Consider the following 26,311-nt stretch of genomic DNA (forward strand, 5'->3'; position numbering starts at 1 on the left):
AGTAAAAATGTTCAGGTAGACGCCCGCTGGATCGACTTAATTATTTTTTGGAGTGTTATAAATTAAGTATAATTGTGTACAGGTCACACAATTGGTATTCTCAATTATATAACCAATAACGACTACTATTATGCCCTCAAAACGATTGCTAAAGGCAACACTACTGCCTTTATTGACTGTCATCTATTCTCTCAACGTTTACGCTCAGACAAGACAAATTACCGGCAACATTAAGGACAGCAAGGGTGCCGGCATTATTGGCGCATCTGTTGTTATCAAAGACGCCCAGGGTGGTACCACTACCGGTACCGATGGGTTCTTCAGGCTAACCGTGCCTGACGCAACCAAAACGCTAACCGTTAGTGCGGTAGGCTTTTCTTCGCAGGACGTAGATATCTCTTCAACAACTACCGTTGATATTGTTTTGGTTGAAAGCCAGAGTAGTTTGAATGAAGTTGTAGTAGTGGGTTATGGTACTGTAAGACGGCGTGATATTACCGGCGCCGTATCTTCGATCACTGCAAAGGATTTCAACCGCGGGCAGATCAATACGCCCGAACAATTGCTGCAGGGTAAGGTGCCTGGCTTACAGATCACCAACAGTAGCGGACAACCCGGTGGGCTTACCATTGTAAAGATCAGGGGTAACAACTCCATACGTACGGGCAATACACCGCTGTATGTGGTTGATGGAATACCGCTCGATGGCAGAACGGCCCGCCCTGAATTTGCACCTTCCGGTTTAGGCACCACACCGGCCAGTGATCCTTTAACATTTATCAATCCCAACGAAATTTCTGACGTACAGGTACTGAAAGACGCCTCCGCTTCGGCCATTTATGGTTCACGCGGCGCTAATGGGGTTGTGCTTATCACCACCAAGAAGGGGTCTTCCGGCCCGGCCCGTGTCGATGTGAACGTTTCTGCCGGTTTCAGTGATGTTATGCGCAGGATAGACGTACTGGATGCGGGTGAGTACAGGTCGGCGCTGGCGAAATATGGCGCGCCCCTTTCCGATTCGGGCGCCAACGTTGATCCGTTTGATGAAATACTTCGGTCCTCCTTCACGCAGAACTATTCTGTGGCCCTCAGCGGCGGTTCTGAAAATGCCCGTTACCGCGCTTCTTTCTTTATGGGCGACCAGGACGGGATCATCTTAAAAACAAACCTGAAGAAGTATACCGGAAACTTCAATGGTCAATACAAATTCCTCGATAAAAGACTGAGCATCGACTTCGGCGTTTCTGCTTCACATGTTGGTGAAAGTATTTCGCCCATTTCGCAGGATGCAGGCAGCGGCGGTAACCTTATTTCGCTGGCATTGATCTGGAACCCTACGCTGCAGTTGAGACGAAGCAATGGGTTGTATAACCAGGAAAACCCCAGCGGACAGATAAATCCGTTAGCTTTTTCTGACGCTTATACCGACATCGTAGATATCACTACGTTGCTGGGAAATTTCAATGCCGCTTATAAGTTTACCGATTGGCTCGAGTACAGGATGTTGTATGGCGTAAACTATGGGCGTGGCAGCCGTAAGGCAGAGATCCAGGGCTGGATAAAAGGTACCGGTGGAAACGCCGACGGCAAGGGCCTTGCAGGTGTTTTCGACAGGTATTTGTTCTCTCAAACGCTTACCCATACCCTCAATTTTAACAGAGACCTGTCAGATGATTTTTCTTTAAATGCACTGGCAGGGTTTGAATACTGGAAAACCAGTTATTATGGCGGCGGTTCAACCGTATTTGAGTTCCCCTATAATCTGCAGCAGGATAATCGTATAAACATTCACTATTACGATAACATGGCGGCCGGTAAACAGGGCAATTTAAATACCACTTCATTCCGCGATCCATTGGTTGAAATACAGAGTTATTTTGCCCGCGCCATTATGAGCTTCCGCGACAAATACGCATTGACCGCTACTTTCCGCCGCGACGGTTCAAGTAAGTTCGGTTCCAATAACAAATACGCCAACTTCCCTTCGGTAGCTGCTGCCTGGACCCTCACCAATGAAGACTTCCTGAAGAACAACAAGCTGTTCAATTTGCTGAAACTTCGTATTGGTTATGGCTCAACGGGTAACCAGGAGTTTGCGGCAGATGCGGCACTTGAAGTATACCGGTATACCAATAATGCTACATTGTCGACCGTGCATTTTGGTAATGACGACCTGAAATGGGAAACAGTAAAATCGGTAAATGCCGGTGTGGATTTTCAGTTGTTGAACGGCCGCATTTACGGTTCGGTTGATTATTTCAATAAAAAAACAACCGATCCTATCATCCTCCTCACCATTGCGCAACCTTCGGGTTCTGCCACCCAGTATAAGAACGTTGACGGGGCACATGTAAAAAACAATGGTGTGGAACTTACCCTTGGCGCAGATATTATTGAAGGGAAAGATTTTACCTGGAGTGCGAACGGTAATGTGACCTTCTTAAAGAACAGGTTTGTATATCCTGAAGCAGGTACGGTACCATTTATATTAACAGGGGCTTTACACGGACAGGGAACCAGCGGCGCTTTTTCAGAAGCCATTGCCAATGGGCAGCCGCTGAACGTTTTTTACCTGCCGGTGTTTACAGGCTTTGATAAGGACGGAATAGGTACTTATGCCAATAACGGATCACCTGAGTATGTTGCCGATCCCAACCCTAAGGCGTATATGGGTTTCAATACCGATATCGGTTACAAGAAATGGAATTTGAACCTTGGCGCACATGGTCAGTTCGGAAACAAACTGTATAACAATACGGCCATGAGCGTATTGAACATTTCAAATATCGTTGGCGGCCGCAACATTGCTTCAGGTTTGGTAAGTACCCCTGAAAATATTGCCAATAACATCGCAACTTCTACCCGCTTCCTCGAAAAAGGCAGTTATGTGAAACTACACAATGCTTCATTACGGTATTCATTCGGAAGTGTAGGAAAATACCTGAAGAACCTGGCTGTATCGGCTTCTGTGAACAATGTCTTTGTTATTTCAAAATACAAAGGATTCGATCCGGAAGTGAACGTTGAGAAAGCGCTGAACGGCGTACCGTCATTAGGTGTTGACTACATAGGATATCCTACGCAAAGGACCTACTTGTTAGGTGTAAGTTTTCAATTATAACTGTTACATTAAATTAAGCGATATGAAACTAAAATATATTTCAATATTGGGGCTGGTGACGGTGATGGGTTGTACGAAACTGGATCAGGAGTTACAGGATAGCCTTACAAGCGGAACGTCAAATACAAACGTTTCCGCCCTGCTGAACTCGGCTTACAACAGCATGAACGGTTTAATGCATGCACAGGACCTGATGTTCTCCCTGCAGGAAACAACTACCGATGAAGCGCTTGTGCCTACCCGCGGTGGCGACTGGGACGATAACGGTGTTTGGCGGGTATTGCATGCGCATACCTGGAACACGATACACGTTCAGTTTAAAAACGTTTACAATGCCCTCGGCTCTCTGGAAAGCGCGGCTATTACCGTGCTGGCGTTCAATCCCAACCCCACCCAGCGCGCCGAAGCATTGTTCTTACGCTCGCTTGCCCAGTTTTATTTCCTCGACCTTTACGGCCAGGTGCCTTACAGGAACATAGCCGATTACAACAGCCTCGATCCTTCACCCGTAATGACGCCGCAACAGGCTATAGATACATTGGTGAATACATTAACGGCCATCATTCCTCAATTGCCTGCTTCAAACAAACCTTACAAGGCCAGCCCCGACGCCGCCCGGTTTTTACTGATGAAGGTATTGCTGAACAAGGGCGCCTTCCTGAACAGGCAGGCACCTGCTTTTGAAAATGCCGATATGCAGCAGGTAGTAACGTTAGGCAATGCTATAATGTCCGGCGGTTATTCCCTTACCCCCAATTACTTTGATAATTTCGGTCCCACCAACGCATCGCATAAAAATGAAATGATCCTTGCCTGGCCCAATACCGGCGCAGCAACAAACGATGGTATCAACAGCGGCGGTATAAACGCCCGCTGGATGATGACCCTGCATTACAATTCCTATAATAAAAATAACAGCTTCGGCAGTGCCGGCTGGAATGGCTTTACAACCGTAGCTGATTTTTACAATACGTTCGGCTCTACCGATGAAAGGCTGGGCGGCGTGCCTTATCCAGGTGTTACCGATGAGTCGGGTTTAAAACCAGGGCTGGTAGTTGGCCAACAGGTAAATCAGAATGGCGAAATCATAAAAGACCGGCAGGGAAATAATTTGTCGTTTACGCCCGATGTACGGTTGGTTGAAATAGAAAAGAGCCGCCTCGAGGTGGCTGGTATCCGGATAGTAAAATATCCGCCCGATTATTCTGCCTACAGCAGTGGTAATCAAAGAAACCAGTTGCAGATATTCCGCTTTGCCGATGTGATCTTAATGATGGCTGAAGCCAAACTAAGACAAACGCCTTCCGATGAGGCCGGGGCATTGTTACTGGTGAACCAGCTCAGGAGCTCACGCGGTGCCACACCGCTGGGCGCCATAACCCTGGTAAATCCGAGCAACGTGTATGACCCCAATACCTTACTGGCCGAAAGAGGCCGCGAGTTGTATTGGGAAAGCTGGAGAAGGCAGGACCTTATCCGTTTCGGGGTGTTCCTGAAAGCGTGGGCATTGAAGGAAGCAGATCCCGATCCGGTACGGAACCTGTTGTTCCCCATTGCGCCCGATGAATTACTGGCCAATCCTAATTTGAAACAGAATCCGGGATACGCTGAATAATTTTTAATGCTTAAATTTATTGTACATAGCAAAGGTCATTATACAATAATGACCTTTGCCCTTTCTCAAGGGTAAGTACAGTTTTTAGAATCAATAATATCCCTATCAGGATGTATTTAAAAATATTACCTGGCTGTTTACTTGTTGGATGTCTTTTTTGTTTTTCATGCAGCGACAGGAAAGATGCTCATTCCGCTTTGTTTGAACTGGTTGAAAATACCGGTATCGAATTCAATAATCCCGTCACAGACCAGGAGTATGATAACAGTTTTTTGTTCCGTAATTTTTATAATGGTGGCGGGGTGGCCATTGGCGATATCAACAACGATGGCCTGGCCGATGTGCTGCTGACTTCCAACATGGAAGAGAATAAGCTGTACCTGAACAAGGGCAATTTTAAATTTGAGGATATTACCGCAAAAAGCGGCATGCGGCAGGATAGCATGTGGAGCACCGGTGTGGTAATGGCCGATATCAATTCCGATGGCTGGCTCGATCTGTATATCTGCAATTCGGGCCATATGAAATCGGGTAACCGCCGTAACAAACTTTATATCAATAACCATAACCTCACTTTTACCGAATCTGCAGCACAATACGGCCTGGCGCTTTCAGCATATACAACGCAGGTTTCGTTTTTTGATTATGATCTCGACGGCGACCTCGATTGTTTTATGATCGATAACAGTCCCATGCCGGTGAATACGCTGGGGTATACCAACAGGCGCGAGTTGCCTGCAAAGGAATGGCCCGTAGCCGATTTTGTAAAGGATGGCGGCGATCACCTGTACCGCAATGATAATGGCCGTTTTACCGAAGTGAATAAAGAAGCGGGTATCCACGGAACGTTAATGAGTTTTGGGCTGGGTGTTTCGGTGGGTGATGTAAATAACGATGGCTATCCTGATATTTATGTTGCCAACGACTCATACGAACGTGATTATTTATACGTAAACCAGCAGAACGGCACCTTTAAAGATGAAATGGAGAAATGTATGAAGCAGAACAGCTTTTCCTCCATGGGCGCCGATATTGCCGATATCAACAACGACGGGTATGCCGATATTTTCACCACCGATATGCTGCCCGATAACGACTACCGCTTAAAAACCCTGGGGGCGTTCGATAACGTCGATCAGTACCGCAACAAATTGCAAATAGGTTTCTATCACCAGTATATGAAAAACTGTTTGCAGGTGAACAATGGCAATGGCACCTTTTCGGATGTAGCCAATTACAGTGGCGTTTATGCCACCGACTGGAGCTGGGGCGCCCTGTTGTTCGATGCCGATAACGATGGACTGAACGATATTTATGTTTGCAACGGTGTCAATCGCGATGTTACCGATCTCGACTTTATGGAATTCTTCGCCAATGATGTTATTCAAAAGATGGTTTTAACGGGTAAAAAAGAAAAGGTGCATGAGGTGCTGGAACATATTCCCAAAACGGCGGTCGTAAACAAAGCATTCAGAAATCTCGGTAACCTGCAGTTTACCGATGCCTGTAATGAATGGGGGTTCACCGAGGCATCTTTCTCAAATGGCGCAGCTTATGGCGATCTTGACAATGACGGCGACCTCGACCTCGTCGTGAACAATATAAATCAGCCGGCCTTTATTTATAAAAACCATTCCCGCGAAAAGAATACAAACCATTATCTCAGCGTATTGCTGAAGGGCAATGACCTGAACACGTATGCCATAGGAAGCAAAATAATGGTACATGCAGGTGGCGCCATCATTACCCGCGAAGTAGTGCCCAGCCGGGGCTTTCAATCGTCAATGGATTATAAACAGGTTATCGGTTTGGGAAAGACAACAGGCGTTGATTCCCTGGTGGTGATGTGGCCCGATCGTACGGTAACCGTATTTAATAAGCCGGCCATCGATACCACCCTGGTGGTTACGAAATCGACAGCCGTAAAGAACATGCAGTTCGATAGCCTGCAGAACAACACATTGCTGTTTACAGCAGTGCAGCAGGCATTGGAAAAGCATGAAGAAGATGACTATGTAGATTTCTATTACGAACGGAATATACCCGAAATACTTTCCCGCGAAGGACCAAAGGTGGCAACCGCCGATGTAAATGGCGATGGGTTACAGGATATGTACATCGGTGGCTCCAAAGGCCATCCGGGACAACTCTACCTGCAACAAAAAAGCGGCGGCTTTGTAAAAAAACAGGTGCCGGTATTTCTTCAGTTCAAAGATTTTGAAGATGAGGCTGTATTGTTCTTCGACTGTGACAAAGACGGCGATGCCGATCTGTTTGTTGGCCCGGGAGGCAATAACAGTCCGCCATACAGCCGCGAAATGCAATGCAGGCTGCTAAAAAACGATGGTAAAGGAAATTTCACCCTCAACGCCACTGCATTTCACAGCGATGGTATGAACACGGGCATAGCGGCAGCTAACGATTTCGATAACGATGGCGATCTCGATCTGTTTGTGGGCAGCAGAAGCACACCCCGCAATTATGGAGTTGCGCCAGTCAGTTATATTTATGTCAATAACGGCAATGGTCAGTTTACCGATATGGCGAAAACCAAAAACCCCGATATTGCACATATTGGAATGGTTACTGGGGCCGTATGGGCCAATGTGGCCGGGGATGCGGGCAGCGAACTGGTCATTACCGGCCAATGGATGGCGCCACGCATCTTTTCGTACAATGGCGACAGGTTCACTGAAGTTAAAAGCAATTTGAACGACATGTACGGCTGGTGGCAAACCGTTGTGGCTACAGATATAAATAATGACGGCCGCACCGACCTGGTGCTGGGGAATGTTGGCGATAATTTTTACCTGCGGCCCGATATGGAAAACCCGGTTAAATTATGGATCAACGACTATAATGGCAACGGCTCTGAAGATAAGATCCTTACCCGCTCGGTGGAAAAACGCGATGTGCCGGTTTTTTTAAAGCGGGAGATGCAGGAGGAAATTCCTTCCATAAAAAAGGAGAACCTGAAGAATAAAGATTACGCAAAACGATCGATACAGGAACTGTTCAAAAAAGAACTGCTCGATAAAAGCAGCGTCAGGCTGTTTAACTATACAAAATCATGTGTAGCTATCAACAATGGTAACGGCAGCTTTACCGTTCAGGCCCTGCCATACCAGGTGCAATTGTCAATGATGAATGCCATTCTTTGTACCGATCTTAACAAAGACGGGTTTACCGATCTGGTATTGGGCGGAAACAAATCGGGCTTTCCGCCGCAATTTGCCAAACTCGATGCAAGCTATGGCGAAGTATTGATCAATGACGGAAAGGGCAGGTTCACCTGGTTGCCATCACGGCAAACGGGTGTGCAGGTGGATGGTGAAGTACGGGATATTACACTGGTTACCGGAGCAGGCATGAATTACGTATTATTTGCAAGAAATAACGATTACCCGGTATTATACCGTTTAAAAAAGTAAACAGACGAATAGCAGATGATGATCTTAAGCAGGCAATGGGCGGGCTTATGTTTGATGATGCTGGCCTTACATATAAATTTTGCATGCAACAATGAGGAAAAACAAGCCCCGTTGTTTGAAGTGTTGGACAGCTCCAGTACCGGGTTACAATTTGCCAATACCTTAACGCCTACCGATTCGTTCAATATTTTTCACTACATGTACTTTTACAACGGCGCGGGTGTGGGTGCTGCTGATTTCAATAATGATGGATTGACAGATCTTTTTTTCGCTTCCAGTCAGGCCGGGAATAAACTGTATTTGAACGAAGGCAAATTGCATTTTAAAGATGTGTCTGCCGCCGCCGGTTTGCCCAACGACCATGGGTGGAGCACCGGTGTTTCTATCGTTGATATCAATAATGACGGGCTGCAGGATATTTACGTATGCCGGGTTGGCAATTACGGACGGTTGAAAGGCCATAACCAGTTTTTGATCTGTACGGGAATCGATAAGAACGGTTTACCACATTATACAGACAGGGCAAAAGAGTTGGGCCTCGGTTTTTCGGGCCTCAGTACCCAGGCGGCGTTCCTCGATTACGACCTGGATGGCGATCTTGATATGTACCTGCTGAATCATTCGGTTCACGAAAACGGTACCTTTCAACCGCGCAATGAATTCATGGGAACCTACCATCCGTTATCGGGAGACAGGTTGTTCAGAAATGAGGGCACAGATGCGGCTTCGCCACGGTTTACCGATGTTACAAAAGATGCTCAGATAAACAGTTCGGCCATTGGGTACGGGCTGGGCATAGCGGTAAGTGATATAGACCTTGATGGTTATCCTGATATCTACATTGGTAACGATTTCCATGAAAACGATTATCTGTACCTGAACCAGCGCAACGGCACATTCAGGGATGATCTTAGCCGTTGCGTGATGCACACCAGCCAGTATACCATGGGAGTTGATATTGCCGATGTAAATAACGACGGCTTCCCGGAGATCATTACCATGGATATGCTTCCCGCCGACCCGTATATATTGAAAAGATCGCTGGGTGAAGACGCGTGGGATATTTATAACCTGAAACTAAAGAACGGTTATAGTTACCAGTACACGCGGAATAACCTGCAACTGAACGGCCGCAACGGCTCCTTCAGCGAAGTTGGTTTATACAGCGGCGTGTATGCTACCGACTGGTCGTGGGCCGCCTTATGGATGGATTTTGATAATGACGGATTGAAAGACCTGTTCGTGTCGAATGGCATTCCCAAACGCATGAACGACATCGATTACATCAACTACATTTCAAACGAAGAGATACAGAACAAGCTGCGGGCCGATAAAATAAACGAAAAGGACATGGCCCTCATCGACAAATTCCCGCAAATAAAAATTCCCAATAAATTCTTTAAGAACAACGGTGATCTTGCTTTTGCCGATATAGAAAAACAGGTGGGCGACAATAAGTCAACTTACTCAAATGGCGCCGTGTATGCCGATCTTGACAACGATGGCGATCTTGACGTAGTGGTGAACAATATCAATGAACCGGCGCTGGTGTATGAAAATAAAAGCAACGACAAACACGACAAACCCTACATCGATCTCACGCTCAAAGGGCCACCGAACAATATCAATGGCATCGGCGCCAAAGCGGTGTTGTTTGCAAATGGCCGCATAAAACTGTATGAAAAGCAAGGGGTGCATGGGTTTATGTCGGCGATGGAAATACCCCTGCACATTGGGTTGAATAAAACAAAGATAGATTCCGCTTTTTTGGTATGGCCCGATAATACCTGGCAGCCAATAAACATTCCGGCCGGTTCTTCCCAAATAAAGATGACCTGGCAAAAAGGACTGCCGGCCTTTGATTATCATAAAATAACTTCTTATACAAAGAATTCCACTTTACACCTCACCAATATTACAGACAGTGTGCGGTTACAATACCTGCATATAGAGAATCACTTCCCCGAGTTTGACCGTGAACCGTTGATGCCGCATATGCTTTCAACCGAAGGGCCTGCCCTGGCAGTAGGCGATATGAATAACGACGGGTTACAGGATGTATTTATCGGTTCTTCCAAATGGCAGCATAGCGGGTTGTTTTTACAAAAAGCAGGCGGAACATTTTACAGAACCAGCCAGCCTGCATTGGGGGCCGATAGTACGTTTGAAGATGTGGACGCCTGTATAGCCGATGTAAATAAAGACGGGTTCAATGATCTTATAGTCGCCAGCGGGGGCAATGAGTTTTATGGTCATGATGAGCATCTGCTGCCGCGGGTTTACCTGAATAATGGGAAAGGGCTGTTTGCACGTTTGCCCAATGCGTTCACGGGTATATATGAAACAGTGTCGTGCATTGTGCCGGCTGATTTTAACAAAGACGGTTATGTTGATCTGTTTGTAGGCGGCAGGGCCAGGCCCTGGGCGTATGGAGAAATCCCCAAGTCGTACCTGTTACAAAATGACGGTACCGGTAAGTTCAAAGATGTTACCGCTGCCCATGCAAAAGAGCTAAGTAATGCCGGTTTTGTTACAAGAGCGGTTTGGACCGACCTAGATAAAGACGGCGATAATGACCTCGTATGTTCATTTGAGTGGGGCGGTATCGATGCGTGGATCAACAACAACGGCCGGTTTACCCGCAAGGCGCTTACTGATAAAAAAGGTTGGTGGAATTTTGTAACGCCCTGTGATGTCGACAATGACGGCGATATTGACCTCATAGCGGGTAATCTTGGAGCGAACAGCCGGTTGAAAGCATCGGATAAGGAACCGGTGCGTTTATATTATAATGATTTTGACGAGAATGGTAAAAAGGAACAGGTAGTAACGTACTATGTGCAGGGCAGGGAAATTCCGTTTGCCAATAAAGCCGAGCTGGAAAAGAAAATGCCGGTGTTGAAAAAGGATTTTTTGTATGCGGGGGACTTTGCCAAAGCGCGGCTGAATCAATTGTTTGCTTCTGCCAAAGTAGATCCGGATGACGCGTTTGTGGCCAATTATTTTTACAATGCCATTCTCATAAACGATGGCCACATGCAGTTTGAGGTACAGCCATTGCCCTGGCAGGCGCAGTTAACGGGCTATCGCGATGCTATGGTTGTAAATGCGAATAATGACAGTTTGCCCGATCTGTTGCTGGGTGGAAATTTTTACGATAACAATGTTGAAATGGGGCGCTATGATGCCGATTGGGGTACTATTTTATTGAACAGGGGCCGGGGCCGCTTTGATGTTGAACAAACCAATGGAATAAAGGCAGAAGGCCAGGTGCGGCGAATTCAACAAATTAATATAGGCAACAGGAATGCGTATATACTCGCCCGCAATAACGACAGCGTTATGGTAGTACAGTTCTCAAAATAAAGGGTAATAAATGTCTGTGATCCACCGCGTAGTATCCGGTTCTGCACTTCTGTCGGTAACTAGCTGTTGAAAAGGAAGCGCCATTACCGTTCGCTGATAATCCTGGATGTATAATTGAAACTGATGCATGGCATGGTCCACGGCAGCGTTACCTCCCTGCACCCTTGTAACAAGAAAGCGGTTCATGGGTATACGCTGGTTGAAGAATTGTGCATTTGCGGGTATTTGCCTGTCGAGCGGAATGGCCGTCATCAATTGATAACCGGAAGGGCTCAACGGCGTAATGTTCATGAACGGGTTACCGGTTTGCCGGGCCTTGTGGGCAGCGCTGTATTGCTTTAGGGTGTTTAGCTGCGAATAAATTGCAGACACACCGGGATATTGGGCCTGGTAGGTTTTGGAGCTTAGAAGAAATGAATCCCTGAAGATGGTTTCCCGAAAAGTAATATCGTAAATGTTTTCTTTTTTTTCGGCAAAGGCTTTAAAATGCCTGAGCACGGAATCCATATTGTTCTTTAAAGCCAGTGCCTGCCGGTACCGTTGAATACGTGTAATTGGGTTGATGCCCGTGGTAAAACTGCACAACCAGTTGAGGTTGATGGTATCGCCCGCTTCCGGGAAAATATGCAAAGTGCTATGAAGTGGTTGACCGTTTAGGTCGATTTCGATCTCAAGTGTATTCCGCAGCTTTTTTGTGACCGTAAATGACGTGTTCTTAAATAGAAAGGAGTTATTATGTGCCCTCGTTCCCGGCCACCACACCTGCCATTTTTGATCATTGGTTAACACCCTGTAGGCGCCGGGAACGGTACCCGTAACCGGTGTTATTTGAACAATGTTCAACCTGGCGGGAATGAAAATATAAATGCCGGCAACCGCTGCAGCAATAACTATCACCGTTACCAGAAACCATTTTTTCATAGTGCAAATAGATCGGTGTGTATTTGCAAAATAGTGAATATTGGATTATGGCAAGGGTTATTGTACGTCTTTCTGATGATCGATAATGAACTGAATGATTTCTTCGAGGGAAGTATCGATGCGGGCGATAGCATCGGTTACATCATCGCGGTTTACCTGGGCTGCAAAGGAAGGGGTTTTTAATTTTTTCAGTACGCTTTTCACATCCATGCCTTCATAGCGGTTGGGGCGAATAAGGGCGGCGGCGTGAATAAAACCCGATAATTCGTCAAAGGCATAGATCATTTTATCCATTGTATTCTTAGGTTCAACCCCAAAATAGCGCGGGCCATGCGAGGCAATGCAATGGATCACTTCAGGGTCGATATGACGGCGTTCGAGCTCTTCTATGATAATACGGCAATGTTCATTGGGATGTTTTTCCCAGTCGGCATCGTGCAGCAGGCCGGCAAGTTCCCATTTGCGGGCGGTAAGGTCATCGGCGTTTTCTTTTTCGATGGCCCATGCTTTCATAACGGCGGCCACCTGTTTCATATGAAGGCGCAGGCGGTCATTGGGTACCCAGTCGGTGAGTAGTTGATGGGCTTCTTCGATGGGCATCAGGTTTCCGGTATTGCTAACGTCGCCAAATGTGCTGCGACCGAGGTGGTGAATGGACATGGTTAATTGGGAAATTTTTTAATGGTGATAGTTCGTAAGATACGATTTGAACGCAAAAACTGCCTGAAGTTACCAGTCATAGGACCTCCGAAACCCTTGCCAAGCGGGCTTTTAAGGCAGGAAGAAAAATAATACGTCAAAATATTTATTGAAAATCAATCAAATATAAAGATGCGATAAAAAATTAGTAGTGTAAATGTTTGCTGTGCCAAAATGAACAACCTATCTTTGCGACCCGTTTTTAGTTACCCAACTAAGGCGGAAACGGCAGGCGGGATGGCGCTGCTGTTTAATTTCTTAACCGGCTGAGGCTTATAAAAAAGGTTTTCAGCTAAAAGTTTTTTAAAAATGAGCAAACTACATTTCACTACCCAACATGCGAATGCGGCTACCGTAAAACGCAACTGGTATGTTGTAGACGGTACCAATCAAACCGTGGGACGCATGTGCGCGAAAATAGCGGCTATTCTTCGTGGTAAGAACAAGCCCTACTATACGCCACATGTCGATTGCGGAGACTACATTATCGTTATCAATGCCGAAAAAGTAAAATTCACCGGCAACAAAACCGAGGAAAAAGAATACCTGACGTTCTCAGGTTATCCCGGTGGTCAAAAATCTGAAACAGCCCGCGAACTGCTGCGTCGTCGTCCCGAAGTAGTGGTAGAAAGAGCTGTAAAAGGTATGTTGCCAAAGAATCGCCTTGGCCGCAAAATGTACAAGAAATTATTTGTGTATGCCGGCGACCAACACGAGCATGCTGCACAGAAACCTCAATCATTAACTTTCTAATTGTAAATCATACATGGAAAAGCAAAAAAATGCCGTAGGTCGTCGTAAAGAAGCTGTGACCCGTATCTGGTTAACACGTGGAACCGGTAAGATCACTGTAAACGATAAAGACTACAAAGAATATTTTTCTCTGGTTTATTTGCAGAACCAGGTTGAATTGCCTTTAAAAGCTACTCAGTCTCTTGATAAATTTGATGTAAAGATCAATGCTGCCGGTGGTGGTATGAAAGGTCAGGCTGAAGCCGCGAAACTGGGCATCGGCCGTGCGCTGCTCGAAATCAGTGCTGAATACCGTCCTGCTTTAAAAGCAGTTGGTGTGCTGAAGCGCGATCCGAGATCTGTTGAACGTAAGAAATTCGGTCACAAAAAAGCTCGTCGCAGCTACCAGTTCAGCAAACGTTAATCCATACCAGCGCCTCCGCTCTGTGGCGGAGCGCGTTTTGGAAGCGCTTGTGGTCATTATCAAATTTTTCAAACACACATTTTCAACTTAGTTAAATGGAAAATAACACTTCATTGCAACAGCAGCTCCTGGATGCCGGTGTTCACTTCGGTCACCTGCGTAAGAAGTGGAACCCAAAAATGTTACCATACATTTTTGCTGAAAAGAAAGGTATTCACATTATCGACCTCAATAAAACTACCGAGCACCTGACAGAAGCGGCTGCTGCCTTAAAGCAGATCGCCCGCAGCGGTAAAAAGATCATGTTCGTTGGCACCAAGAAACAAGCTAAAGAAATTGTTACCGAGTGCGCCCGCAAAGTGAACATGCCTTTCGTTACCGAGCGTTGGCTGGGTGGTATGTTAACCAACTTCAACACCGTTCGTAAAAGCGTTAAGAAAATGCAGAGCATTGACAAAATGCTGAGCGAAAGCACTGCAGACGTTCTTACTAAAAAAGAGAAATTAACGCTGGGCCGCGACCGCGATAAAATGGATAAAGTACTGGGTGGTATCAGCCAGCTGGGCCGTGTACCTGCCGCTTTGTTCATCATCGACATCGGCCACGAGCACATCGCACTGGCTGAAGCCAAAAGACTGGGCATCACCACTTTTGGTATGGTTGATACCAACTGCGATCCTAATAAGGTTGACTTTGCAATTCCTGCAAACGACGACGCTACTAAATCTATCGCAATCATTACTCAGTACGTTACTGCCGCTATAGCTGAAGGTCTTGCTGAAAGACAGGCTGCTAAAGACGAAGAAACCGACGATCAGGCAGATGACGAAAAAGAAAAGAAAGCACAACGCCTGCTGGCTGAAGCCGAAGCTGAAGCTGGTCGTGGCCGTGGTGGTAACAAAGGCGGCGGCGGCCATGGTGGCGGCGGCGGTCGTGGTCACGGTGGTGGCGGTGGTCATCGCGGTGGCGGCCAGAACAGAGGTGGTGGTAACCGTCCTGGCGGTAACCGTGGACCCGGCGGTGGCAGACGTTAGTTCATAGTTCTTAGTTCCAGGTTTTCGAAGTTCCTGCCCGCTCACTGCTTTTGAGCAGGTTGAATGTGCAGCACTTTTATGGACCCGGCTTAAGAACAACTATTGAGCTTCACTTGCGTCGCACACTTGTGCTGTTATAACGCTTCTGAACAGAATTAATAAAATGAAAATGCTTCACAGATACATGATTTGAACAGAATCGGGTTATTTGTGACGCATTTTCAAATTTTCATAATATAAATAATCAAATTACTATGTCAGGTGTTGCTATTACTGCCGCTGATATTAATAAGCTGCGTCAGATGACCGGCGCGGGCATGATGGATTGCCGTAAAGCATTGACCGAAACCAATGGCGATTTCGAAGCCGCTATCGACTGGCTTCGTAAAAAAGGCGCCAAGGTTGCTGCACTGCGTGGCGATCGCGAGGCAAAAGAAGGTGTGGTACTGGCTAAAACTACAGCCGATAATAAAACGGGCATCACACTTTGCGTAAGCTGTGAAACCGACTTCGTTGGTAAGAACGCCGATTTCGTTGCCTTTGCACAAAGCATCATCGATGCCGCTATTGCAAACAACGTAAAAAGCCTCGATGAACTGAACGGAGTTTCTATCAATGGCGCTAAAGTTGCCGACCTGGTTAACGATAAACTGGCCAGCATCGGTGAAAAGATAGGTATCACCAAGTTCGAGCGTGTTGATGCTGATTTCGTGGCATCATACATTCACGGTGCAAACCGTATTGGCGTACTGGTTGGTATGAATAAAGCTGCCGCAGAAGCCGGTAAAGACGTAGCAATGCAAATTGCCGCCATGAACCCGGTTGCTGTTGACGCCAGCTCTGTTCCTGCCGCTACTGTTGAGCGCGAGCGCGCCATCGTTACCGAGCAGATCAAAACCGATCCTAAAATGGCCGGTAAACCCGAAGAAATGATCAATAAGATCGCAGAAGGTAAACTGAACGCGTTCTTTAAAGAAAGCACCCTGTTGAACCAGGCTTTCGTAAAAGACAATTCAAAAACCGTTGGCGATTACCTGAAGAGTGTTGATGGTGGCGTAACCGTTACCGAATTCAAACGTGTGGCTTTAGGTTAATATCAGCGAATTACTTTCGAAATAAATGAAGAGGGAAACTGCTTTTGGTAGTTTCCCTCTTTTTTTTGAAAGGGGTTTGTAAAGCATTTCACAAAAGGTGAAAAACATTAATAAAAAATCCTTTCTTTGCACAGCCTTAAAAGGTTTGTGGTTTATTGTTTATGGTTTGTTGTTGCTGCCGCAATTGTAAGTTCGCGCGTATTGGCGTACCTAAATGAATGGCAGTCATTGATCATTTACAGTTAAAAAGTCACCATTGACCCCGTCTGAGCTGGTTCATTTGGGCGGGCATTCACAAAAAATCAAAAGGTCAGTCATACATGCTACCAAAGTACAAGCGCATTTTAGTAAAACTCTCCGGCGAATCATTGATGGGCGATAAAAGTTTTGGAATGGATCCTGCCATCCTGGCCCAATATGCACATGACATTAAAGAAGTGGCCGACCTGGGTGTTCAGGTGGCCATTGTGATCGGGGGCGGCAATATTTACCGGGGAATGAACGAAGCAGAAACTGGTATCGAGCGCGCTCACGGCGATTATATGGGCATGCTGGCCACGGTGATCAATGGAATGGCAATGCAGGCCATGTTGGAAAAAATAGGTGTTTTTACGCGTTTGCAAAGCGCCATAAAAATGGAACAGATAGCTGAACCATACATCCGCCGCCGCGCTATCCGCCACGTTGAAAAAGGCAGGGTGGTGATCTTTGGGGCCGGTACCGGTAACCCCTATTTCACAACCGATACGGCCGGTTCGTTACGCGCCATCGAAATACAGGCCGATGTAATTCTGAAAGGCACCCGCGTAGATGGTATCTATACCGCCGATCCGGAAAAAGATCCTACCGCCAAAAAATACGAATCCATCACTTTTCAGGAATGTATTTCAAAAAACCTGCGGGTAATGGATATGACGGCGTTCACCCTTTGTATGGAGAACAAACTGCCGATCATCGTATTTGACATGAACAAGCCGGGCAACCTGCGCCGCGTAGTGAGCGGAGAAAAAGTTGGTACCCTCGTAAAAGGCTAGTAAGTGACTGATAAACAGGGGTTTAATTTTATCGTTCGCTTTTTTGCATTTATCGCAATACTGTATTAAATTTCCTATACGAAAAACCACCGTACCGGTGGTTTTTTCATTATCCTCTTTTCAAAGATCCCATGAAAAAATAGCGCAGAGATTGATCATACCTGTGATGCGGTGTATACTCTAATTCCGAAGCCGTTATGAACTATGTATTGGTTATTCTGGGGTACCAGATGTATGTTGGGATTCTTGAAATTGTTGTTTTCCTGCTGGGCGGTGTAGCCCTGGGCTTCTTTATTCACTTCTTTCTCGTGAGCCGCAGAACAATGTCAATAAAATTACCCGAACGGGAACTGCCTGTCATTGCTGATACCGCTTTTAATGATGCCGACGAATGGCGGCTGAAATATTACGAGGAAATGGAGCTGCAGGAAAAAGTGCAGATGCAGCTGCGCCGCGAGCTCGATGAGGTGCGCGATAACGAAGAGCTGCTTACCATAGAGGTGGAAGAGCTGCACAAGGAATTGAAGCGCCGCCATGAACCGCCTCAGCTTGTTGAAAAGCCGGTTTCCCTTGCTTCACAGGAAGAACAATCTGAAGAATATCTTATCCGCCTGCAAAGAACACAGGAAGGCCTGGCCCAACAAAACCAGCAGATCTCCCTGCTGCTCGACCAGATAGAGCTGTTGAAACAAACCGAATTCAAACACATCGATACGTTGAAGGCGAATGAAGAGCTGAATGCCCGCCTCAATGAAATGCTTTCCGTACTGGCAGGCAGGGACGCGCGTATTGTTGAACTGGAACAACAACAACTGCTTTCGGAAGAAATGGAAGAGCGGATGCAAAAGGCTTATGAGGAGTTCAATGCGCTACGCGAAAAATTGTTGAAGGTCGAAACCCTTTCCAACCCGCCCAGCCGCCAGTTCGAGTTTGAGGAATTACAGCAGAACCATTTCAAACTTATAAGGGAATTCGACGAATACAAACAAAAACACCTCGACCTGCTGGAGGAGAACCAGCGCCTGTCGCGCCTGCTGGCCGATACTGAAGAAAAGCTGCGCGAATCGAATTTCCAAAGGCAGCAGTTACAGAAAAAAATTACCTTCCTAGAAGAACTGAACCGCGATCTGCAGCAGATCTCTGAACATAACAAAAAGCTGGAAAACCAGCTGCGCCGCATGAGCGAAATTGAAGTGATGCTGGCCCGTGTGCAGGGGAAAGGTGGTAAGGGAGATGGGCAACCGCCGGAGTAGTTAATGTGATAATGTGATAATTCGATAATGAGATAATGGAAGAATGAAAAACCCACTTATAAGTGGGTCATTTTTTTTAGGATTGTTAGTTCGATCAGTTAATTGGCCGGGGTTATTCCAAGGAATTTTTGAACGCGGGTTTCATGCAGCTCTCCAGTTCTTTATAGGAGATATACAGGAACACATCGCCCATTCCATGGTTGCCATGGGCGCCGCCGATATCAATGTAGCTATAGTTAGGGAGCGACAGCAGCTGATTTTTTCATACTATGCATAGAAACAGTGTTCGTGTAATCAGCAGTGGTACCACGTTTGCTTTCAACGCCGCCGGGTAACGTGGCACACATTGCCGTGTTAAATTAACAGGTTAATGCTTATGATCAAAATCAGGAGTGTTAATTGTGCATGCCATTACCTTTGTACTTTAAAATCGTAGTTCATGCCATCAACTATCGCAGCTATTCGCAAAGATTACATGTTAAGGTCACTGCTTGAAAAAGATGTAGACGCCAATGCCATTCGTCAATTCGATAAATGGTGGCAGGAAGCCATTCATAGTGAGATCGATGAGGTGAATGCCATGACGCTGGCTACCGCATCGGCCGATGGGGTGCCGGCTGCCCGTATTGTATTATTAAAAGGTTATGATGAGCATGGATTTGTGTTTTTTACCAATTACGACAGCTTCAAAGGCCTGCAAATGGCAGAAAACCCAAGAGCATGCCTGGTGTTTTTCTGGAAAGAACTGGAACGGCAGGTACGCATAACCGGACTGGTTGAAAAAGTAAGCGCAGAAGAAAGCGATATTTATTTCAACAGCCGGCCCGAGGGAAGCCGTATCGGGGCGTGGGCATCACCGCAAAGCCAGGTGATCGAAAGCCGGGAATGGCTCGAGGAGCGGGAGAAAACACTGGCAAAAGATTTCGCCGGTAAGCCATTAAAAAGACCCGGTCACTGGGGGGGATACCGGGTAAAGCCCATCAGTATTGAGTTCTGGCAGGGGCGCCCCAGCCGTTTGCACGACCGGATCCAGTATACATTACAGAGTGATAATACGTGGTTGATTGAGCGGTTGGCACCGTAGGCCGTTTAACTGACTAAAATATTAACAGGTTAACGAGGTGATAAACTAACTTATCAACTGGTTAACCTGTTAACGCGTAAACTAATTTCTTACTTCTTTTTAGCTGCAGCTGCCTTTTTTGTTCTGGCAGGACGGCTTTTTCCGAATGAACCTTTAAAGGTTTTACCTTTTTTCGTTTTTTTATCTCCTCTACCCATGTTATAAGTTTATTAAGTGATTATAAAGTAACGCAAAAATAAAAAAAGCTCCGATACTTCGCATGCAGTAACGGAGCTTTCGTGCTTAAGGCAGTAATTATAATTTAGCCTGTAATTCTTTACCTGCTTTGAAACGGGCAACTTTTTTAGCTTTAATCTTAATCACAGCACCGGTTTGCGGATTACGACCATTGCGAGCTGCTCTTTTTGATACAGAGAATGTACCAAAACCAACCAGGGTAACTTTACCTCCACCTTTTAATGTTTTGGTAACTGCTTCGATGAAAGAGTCAAGAGCAGCATTAGCCTGTGTCTTAGTAATGCCTGAATCATCGGCAAGTTTTGCAATTAATTCAGCTTTGTTCATAGTGTGATTTTTTAAGAATTTATGCAGCAACAAATTTAGCCGCTTTTTACTTGAAACAAAATTTTTTGATCGAAAAATTAACATTTGATAAAGTGCTGAAAACCGCTTGGGGCAAGGTTTTTAGCAAATTGAAATGTTTTGTAATGTGTTTTGTGAATTGATGTTACACGCTGAAATGCTGTACAGTCCTGTGTTTCATGCGATGCCGGCTGAAATGCTGGCCTGTAAAGGGTTTCGTGGAATATACAATAAATTTAGCAGGGAGGCCTATTAAAATATTATTTTCCACAATCATTTCACAACTTCCATTACCGTGCGGAACGCAATAAAGCGATCGCCCCATTTATCAAATGCTTTCTTTCGTAATACAGGTTCGAATTCCTCAGTGAAACGCACATAATTCTCCAGTGAAGGCGCGAAATATTGTATTACAAAGGTCATTCCCTCCGAATCATCCTGATCGAGCAGCCTGAACATTTTCCATTGGGAAAATTGTCCGCAAGCCATTATCTCGGGTATATGTTCCTGCTGTTGCCACAATAACCACGCTTCATCTATTGCAGGATGAACCTTTACCGTAATGTTATAAACGATCATGGCGAATGAGAAACAGTTTGCATTAGAAAATGTTGTATCAAACGTAGAATAAGGTGTAAAAATTACAATTGATCACTAATTAAGTTCCAGGTATACGGGGCAGTGATCGCTGTGTTTTACATCGGGATAAATTTCTGCGCTCTTCAAACGGCTGCGTAACGGTTCTGTTGCATTGATATAATCGAGCCGCCATCCTTTATTTTGCAGCCTTACTGTAGGAAAACGCTGGCTCCACCAGCTATACCGGTTAGGTTCGGGATGAAAAACACGAAAAGTGTCTATCCAGCCGCTGCTGAATAATTTATCCATCCACGCCCTTTCATCGGGTAAAAAACCTGAAGTGTTCTTATTTCCTTTGGGATCGTGAATATCCAGTTCGGTATGCGCAATATTGTAATCGCCGCACAGAATGAGTTTGGGATATTGCTGTTTCAATGTTTCGAGGTAAGAATAAAAATCATTAAGCCAGCTATATTTCACCGTTTGCCGTACATCGCCGGTTGTTCCCGATGGGAAATATGCGTTAATGAGGCGGATATCTCCGAAGTCGAGCTGTATGATCCTGCCTTCATCATCGCTTACCGCATGTTTGTTCCCGTATTCTACGTTATCGGGTTTTATTTTGGTAAAAACGGCTACGCCGCTGTACCCTTTTTTCGAAGCGGAGAACCAATAGTCCTCATAGCCGCATTCGGTTACCAGTTGGCGGTTTACATTGTCTTTGGTGGCTTTTGTTTCCTGCAGGCAAATGATATCTGCGGGGTCGGTCTTTAACCATTCGCAAAAACCCTTTGTCATGGCTGCTCTTATGCCATTAACATTATAGCTAATAATGCGCATGATTTTTTGTTTAAATTGGCTGGCAATTTACACTATTGATATGGAAGCAGCTTCAGCCAAGAAAAAGATTGAGCCGATAATACCACAAAAAGAACAGGTTTATCTGGATGGGCCCAAAAGCCGTACGTATGAACTGGCCTTTGCCTGGCGGGTGTTCAAACAATTCATCAAGGGTTTCAGGGCCCTGCATTTTATGGGTCCCTGTATTACCGTGTTTGGTTCCGCCCGGTTCAAAGAAGACCACCCTTATTATGAAAGCGCCCGCATATTCGGCAAACGTATTGCCGATACGGGTTTCGTAACCATGACGGGCGGCGGCCCCGGTATTATGGAAGCGGCCAACCGCGGCGCTTTTGAAAATGGCGGCGTGTCGGTTGGTTGTAACATCACGTTGCCCTTTGAGCAACATGTGAACAGGTTCGTTACCAAGTCGATCACCTTCGAACACTTCTTCGTTCGCAAGGTATTGCTGGTTAAATACTCTTATGCGTTCATCATTATGCCGGGCGGTTTCGGCACTATGGACGAGTTCTTCGAAACCCTCACCCTTGTTCAAACCAAAACCATTACACAATTCCCCATCGTGTTGTTTGGTAAAGATTACTACAGCAACCTATGGAACTATGCTGAGTTTATGGCACAGCAGGGCACCATCAGCCGGGAAGACATGAAACTGGTTCTGCTTACCGACAGCATCGATGAGGCAATGGAGCATATTCAAACCTATATTAACCGGAATTACCAGGTTAAGCCGCGTAAAAGACGTCGTTGGCTGTTTGAAAAAAGATGAGGCAAGCGAATCGTGGGAAAGGAACGTTATTGCGCTTTCTTACGTGTTGGCAGGGTAACACCGAGGTTTAAGATTAGCTCGTAGGTACCAAATGCCTGGCGGGCTTTACCCTTGTAAATATTCAGGTGAGCATACCGGGCATAGTCAACTTTGTGTGCGAACTCGAGGTAAACATATTTGTAGAAGGTGGCCCTTAAAGCGTTTTCTACACCTATGTTCCAGCCGCCGATCTGAAAATCGGGGTTGTTCTTTTGTCCGAACAAACTGTTCTCAACATGCGGAATAACTGGGCCTACACCGGCTTTACCCAACATGTCGAGTTGGAATTTGTTACCAGGGCTCTGATAGAGGTCCCAGCGTTTTACAATGTTGAACAGTAAGAAATTGGCGCCATTGTTAAGGAAGTAATAGAAACCGTTGTTGTCGTTCCACTCAGTGGTGGCGTCAACTGGTTTGTTGTCCATGGTGCCCTTGTATCTAACTTCCTGCCGGTCGATGATGTACTTGGTGTGATCGAAGTTGATCTCGATTGCCAGGTCATCTCTGAAAAAATAACCGATGCGGTAGTTGTACTGGGGGATCGTCATGGCCCGGTCGAAGATTCCTTTATCCCAGCCGGGGTTGTCATGGGCCCGAACGTTTTCAAAGGTATACTTGTTACCAAGTTCGGGCTGGTTGATGTGAAGATCACTTTTTGTGTACCATTCCTTGTTGTACCCCCAGGAGAAATAGAATTCTCCTTTACGGTTAGAAGGTTTGGACTGTGCTGCTGCGAAATCAGGCGCAAGCATACACAAAAATGCTATTGCCGTAATAGCATTTCTACGGGAATTTCTCATTTTGCTACTGGATTAATGCCGTTAACCAAGGGAACGATGCCCAAACGATCATGATGTTTTTAATATTGTGAAATACGCGCTACAAACTTTAAACATCATACTCAAGAACAGGGCGCAGCCACCTTTCTATCTCTTCAATCGGCATGTTTTTACGGGCGGCATAATCAATAACCTGATCTTTCTGAATTTTTCCTAATCCAAAGTACTGGCTTTGCGGGTGGGCAAAATACCAGCCGCAAATTGATGAAGCAGGGTACATGGCCAGTGATTCCGTTAACGTAATACCGGTTGCCTGCTCTCCACCCAGCAGATGGAATAGTTTGTATTTTTCAGTATGATCAGGACAAGCCGGATAACCAGGTGCCGGTCTGATGCCTGAATATGATTCTTTAATTAACTCTTCATTCGAATAATGTTCATCTTTTGCATAGCCCCAGAAATCTTTCCGCACCCTTTCATGCAACAGTTCTGCAAAAGCTTCGGCAAGCCTATCTGCTAACACCTGTAACATGATTTTGTTGTAATCGTCGTGGTTTTCTATAAATTTTTTTATGTGTGGCTCAATTCCATGGATAGTGACGGAAAATGCACCCATGTAATCATTGCCGCCGGCCCCCTCCTGGCCTCCACCGGTGGGGGAGGAAGGTTTAATAAAGTCAGCTAATGAAAAATTCGGTTGGCCGGCCGCTTTTTTATTCTGCTGGCGCAGGCTTTCCAGTTGTGCAGATACTTTTCCGTTATCATCGTATAAGAAAACAGAGTCTTTTCCGTTGCTGCCCGCCTTCCAGAAACCGATAACACCGCGGGCCGTCAACCATTTTTCGCTAATGATCTTTTTCAGCAGGTCGTTGGCATCGTGAAACAGTTTCGTGGCTTCTTTTCCTACTTTTTCATCCTGTAAGATGGCGGGGAACTTGCCATGCAATTCCCAGGCAATAAAGAACGGGCCCCAGTCGATGTAGTCGACCAGCTCGTTGAGGTCGTAGTTGTCGAGAATTTTTGTTCCGGTGAATTGCGGTTTAACCGGCGTATAGTTGTTCCAGTCGATGGCTACGCGGTTTTGCTGCGCTTCTGCGAAAGGAAGATATTGTTTGGCGGTTTTCTTGTTGCCGAAATCATCGCGCAGCTTTTGGTATTCTTTACCAATGTTGGCAAGAAAATCGGGCTTTTGTTCTTTACTTAATAATGAACCGGCAACGGTTACACTCCGCGATGCGTCGAGTACATGCACAACCCCATTGCCGTATTGAGGGGCAATTTTAACCGCGGTGTGCATGCGTGAAGTGGTGGCGCCGCCTATCAGCAGCGGCTGGTTCATATTGCGCCGTTTCATTTCATGGGCCACATGCACCATTTCATCGAGCGAAGGGGTGATAAGACCGCTTAAGCCAATGATATCTACGTTTTCTTTTTGCGCTGTTTCGAGGATCTTGTCGGCCGGCACCATTACACCGAGGTCAATGATATCATAACCATTACAGCCTAGTACCACACCTACGATGTTCTTTCCTATATCATGCACATCGCCCTTGACGGTGGCGAGCAGGATCCTGGCGGCGCCTGATGCGGCCGCAGCCTGGCCCGAATTACGCAGTCTTTCTTTTTCTTCTTCGATATAAGGGGTAAGAATGGCTACCGATTTTTTCATTACCCGCGCGCTTTTTACCACCTGTGGCAGAAACATTTTACCGCTGCCGAACAGGTCGCCCACCACGTTCATGCCGTTCATTAAAGGCCCTTCTATCACATCGAGCGGCTTGGGATATTTCAGCCGGGCTTCTTCGGTATCCTGGTCAATATAGTCTGTAATACCGTTTATAAGGGCATGTTTCAACCGCTCTTCAACGGTATTGCTGCGCCATGCTTCGTTCTTAACTTCCGATTTATCTTTTGCTTTTACCGTTTCGGCAAAGGCGATCAGCCGGTCGGTGGCGTCTTCGCGGCGGTTCTGGATAACGTCTTCGCACAGTTCGCGCAGTTGCGGTTCTATTTCATCATAAACTACAAGCTGGCCGGCGTTTACGATACCCATATCCATACCCGCTTTAATGGCGTGGTACAGGAATACCGCGTGCATGGCCTCACGTACAGGCTCATTACCGCGGAAGGAGAATGAAATATTACTAACCCCGCCGCTTATTTTGGCCAGGGGCATTCGTTGTTTTATGATGCGGGTAGCTTCTATGAAATCGATGGCATAGTTGTTATGCTCTTCAATACCGGTTGCTACAGCAAATATGTTGGGGTCGAAAATGATATCCTGTGGATCGTAACCAACCTGTTCGGTAAGGATCTTATAGGCCGTTGTACAAATATCGACCCGGCGCTGGAGGGTATCGGCCTGGCCCTTTTCATCAAATGCCATTACTACAACAGATGCGCCGTACAGCTTACAGATGTTTGCCTCGCGAATGAATTTTTCCACTCCCTCTTTCATGGAAATAGAGTTCACGATACACTTGCCCTGAACGCATTTCAAACCCGCTTCAATGATCTCGAACTTGGAGCTGTCGATCATGATGGGGATCTTGGCAATATCGGGTTCGCTTTGCAACAGGTTCAAAAAGGTGGTCATGGCCTTTACGCCGTCGAGCAGGGCGTCGTCCATATTTACATCGAGTACCTGTGCGCCGCTTTCTACCTGCTGCCGGGCAACGCTGAGCGCTTCTTCATACTTGTTCTCCCTGATAAGCCGGGCGAATTTTTTCGAACCGGTTACATTGGTTCGCTCCCCTACGTTCACGAAATTGGTTTCAGGGCGAATGACCAGCGGCTCGAGGCCTGAAAGTCGCAAGTATGGTTTTATCGTAGTATTAGCTGACATACCTCATTTACATTTTGGAATTTTAAACCCAGGTGGTCCCGGGCAGAAG

General features: G+C 46.2%; 20 protein-coding genes. 12 read left to right on the forward strand and 8 right to left on the reverse strand.

All coding sequences use genetic code 11. The features are described from left to right. Positions 1 to 130: 130 nt before the first annotated feature. From A4R26_RS33930 to A4R26_RS33945, 4 genes are all read left to right on the forward strand, one after another. The gene (locus tag A4R26_RS33930) at positions 131 to 3,121 is read left to right on the forward strand and encodes a SusC/RagA family TonB-linked outer membrane protein (RefSeq protein WP_081171581.1); all 2,991 of its coding nucleotides are present in this window, start codon (positions 131 to 133) and stop codon (positions 3,119 to 3,121) included. A 22-nt stretch (positions 3,122 to 3,143) separates the two neighbouring features. Next, positions 3,144 to 4,736 carry a RagB/SusD family nutrient uptake outer membrane protein gene (locus A4R26_RS33935; protein ID WP_081171583.1) on the forward strand — a complete coding sequence of 531 codons (1,593 nt, stop codon included), beginning with the start codon at positions 3,144 to 3,146 and terminating at the stop codon, positions 4,734 to 4,736. A 110-nt stretch (positions 4,737 to 4,846) separates the two neighbouring features. Next, entirely contained in the window at positions 4,847 to 8,167 is a 3,321-nt protein-coding gene (locus A4R26_RS33940; RefSeq protein ID WP_081171585.1) for a VCBS repeat-containing protein, read from the forward strand. Between the two features lie 120 nt (positions 8,168 to 8,287). Next, on the forward strand, positions 8,288 to 11,533 hold the full coding sequence (locus A4R26_RS33945; protein WP_242675096.1) for a VCBS repeat-containing protein: 3,246 nt from the start codon (positions 8,288 to 8,290) through the stop codon (positions 11,531 to 11,533). Here A4R26_RS33945 and A4R26_RS33950 read toward each other — a convergent pair. Continuing rightward, positions 11,525 to 12,454, reverse strand: coding sequence for a GyrI-like domain-containing protein (locus tag A4R26_RS33950; protein ID WP_081171587.1), 930 nt, complete (start codon positions 12,452 to 12,454; stop codon positions 11,525 to 11,527). The genes A4R26_RS33945 and A4R26_RS33950 overlap by 9 nt on opposite strands. A gap of 57 nt (positions 12,455 to 12,511) precedes the next feature. Next, positions 12,512 to 13,114, reverse strand: coding sequence for a hydrolase (locus tag A4R26_RS33955; RefSeq protein ID WP_081171589.1), 603 nt, complete (start codon positions 13,112 to 13,114; stop codon positions 12,512 to 12,514). A 348-nt stretch (positions 13,115 to 13,462) separates the two neighbouring features. On the opposite strand from A4R26_RS33955, the gene rplM reads away from it, so the two are divergent. From rplM to pdxH, 7 genes are all read left to right on the forward strand, one after another. Next, on the forward strand, positions 13,463 to 13,906 hold the full coding sequence (gene rplM / locus A4R26_RS33960; RefSeq protein WP_081171591.1) for a 50S ribosomal protein L13: 444 nt from the start codon (positions 13,463 to 13,465) through the stop codon (positions 13,904 to 13,906). A 13-nt stretch (positions 13,907 to 13,919) separates the two neighbouring features. Next, entirely contained in the window at positions 13,920 to 14,309 is a 390-nt protein-coding gene (gene rpsI, locus A4R26_RS33965; RefSeq protein ID WP_081171593.1) for a 30S ribosomal protein S9, read from the forward strand. Between the two features lie 95 nt (positions 14,310 to 14,404). Then, a complete protein-coding gene (rpsB, locus tag A4R26_RS33970) occupies positions 14,405 to 15,343 on the forward strand; it encodes a 30S ribosomal protein S2 (protein WP_081171595.1) in 939 nt (312 codons plus the stop codon). Positions 15,344 to 15,597: 254 nt separating this feature from the next. Then, positions 15,598 to 16,437, forward strand: a complete 840-nt coding sequence (gene tsf / locus A4R26_RS33975; protein WP_081171597.1) for a translation elongation factor Ts — start codon at positions 15,598 to 15,600, stop codon at positions 16,435 to 16,437. 320 nt (positions 16,438 to 16,757) lie between these two features. Next, positions 16,758 to 17,471, forward strand: coding sequence for a UMP kinase (pyrH, locus tag A4R26_RS33980; RefSeq protein ID WP_081171599.1), 714 nt, complete (start codon positions 16,758 to 16,760; stop codon positions 17,469 to 17,471). Positions 17,472 to 17,668: 197 nt separating this feature from the next. Beyond that, positions 17,669 to 18,724: a hypothetical protein gene (locus A4R26_RS33985; protein ID WP_081171601.1), complete on the forward strand. Its 1,056-nt coding sequence runs from the start codon at positions 17,669 to 17,671 to the stop codon at positions 18,722 to 18,724. Positions 18,725 to 19,163: 439 nt separating this feature from the next. Continuing rightward, positions 19,164 to 19,808, forward strand: coding sequence for a pyridoxamine 5'-phosphate oxidase (pdxH, locus tag A4R26_RS33995; protein ID WP_081171605.1), 645 nt, complete (start codon positions 19,164 to 19,166; stop codon positions 19,806 to 19,808). 89 nt (positions 19,809 to 19,897) lie between these two features. On the opposite strand, the gene A4R26_RS36180 is transcribed toward pdxH, so the two are convergent. The 4 genes from A4R26_RS36180 to A4R26_RS34015 all read right to left on the reverse strand — a co-directional run bounded on the left by A4R26_RS36180 (position 19,898) and on the right by A4R26_RS34015 (position 21,809). After that, complete coding sequence (locus A4R26_RS36180) at positions 19,898 to 20,005, reverse strand: 30S ribosomal protein THX (RefSeq protein WP_081171606.1); 108 nt, start codon at positions 20,003 to 20,005, stop codon at positions 19,898 to 19,900. A gap of 97 nt (positions 20,006 to 20,102) precedes the next feature. After that, positions 20,103 to 20,456, reverse strand: a complete 354-nt coding sequence (locus tag A4R26_RS34005; RefSeq protein ID WP_165760512.1) for an HU family DNA-binding protein — start codon at positions 20,454 to 20,456, stop codon at positions 20,103 to 20,105. A gap of 207 nt (positions 20,457 to 20,663) precedes the next feature. Beyond that, on the reverse strand, positions 20,664 to 20,969 hold the full coding sequence (locus A4R26_RS34010; protein WP_081171608.1) for a DUF4286 family protein: 306 nt from the start codon (positions 20,967 to 20,969) through the stop codon (positions 20,664 to 20,666). Positions 20,970 to 21,044: 75 nt separating this feature from the next. Beyond that, on the reverse strand, positions 21,045 to 21,809 hold the full coding sequence (locus tag A4R26_RS34015; protein ID WP_081171610.1) for an exodeoxyribonuclease III: 765 nt from the start codon (positions 21,807 to 21,809) through the stop codon (positions 21,045 to 21,047). Between the two features lie 40 nt (positions 21,810 to 21,849). Between A4R26_RS34015 and A4R26_RS34020 the strand changes: the two genes are divergently transcribed. Further along, the gene (locus tag A4R26_RS34020; protein WP_081171662.1) at positions 21,850 to 22,599 is read left to right on the forward strand and encodes an LOG family protein; all 750 of its coding nucleotides are present in this window, start codon (positions 21,850 to 21,852) and stop codon (positions 22,597 to 22,599) included. Positions 22,600 to 22,625: 26 nt separating this feature from the next. On the opposite strand, the gene A4R26_RS34025 is transcribed toward A4R26_RS34020, so the two are convergent. Both A4R26_RS34025 and metH read right to left on the reverse strand, forming a co-directional pair. Next, positions 22,626 to 23,438, reverse strand: coding sequence for a hypothetical protein (locus tag A4R26_RS34025; protein ID WP_133054865.1), 813 nt, complete (start codon positions 23,436 to 23,438; stop codon positions 22,626 to 22,628). An 88-nt stretch (positions 23,439 to 23,526) separates the two neighbouring features. Further along, complete coding sequence (gene metH / locus A4R26_RS34030) at positions 23,527 to 26,262, reverse strand: methionine synthase (protein WP_081171614.1); 2,736 nt, start codon at positions 26,260 to 26,262, stop codon at positions 23,527 to 23,529. Positions 26,263 to 26,311: the final 49 nt, after the last annotated feature.

The organism is Niastella populi (assembly GCF_002078015.1).
In the GTDB taxonomy this organism is placed as follows: domain Bacteria; phylum Bacteroidota; class Bacteroidia; order Chitinophagales; family Chitinophagaceae; genus Niastella; species Niastella populi.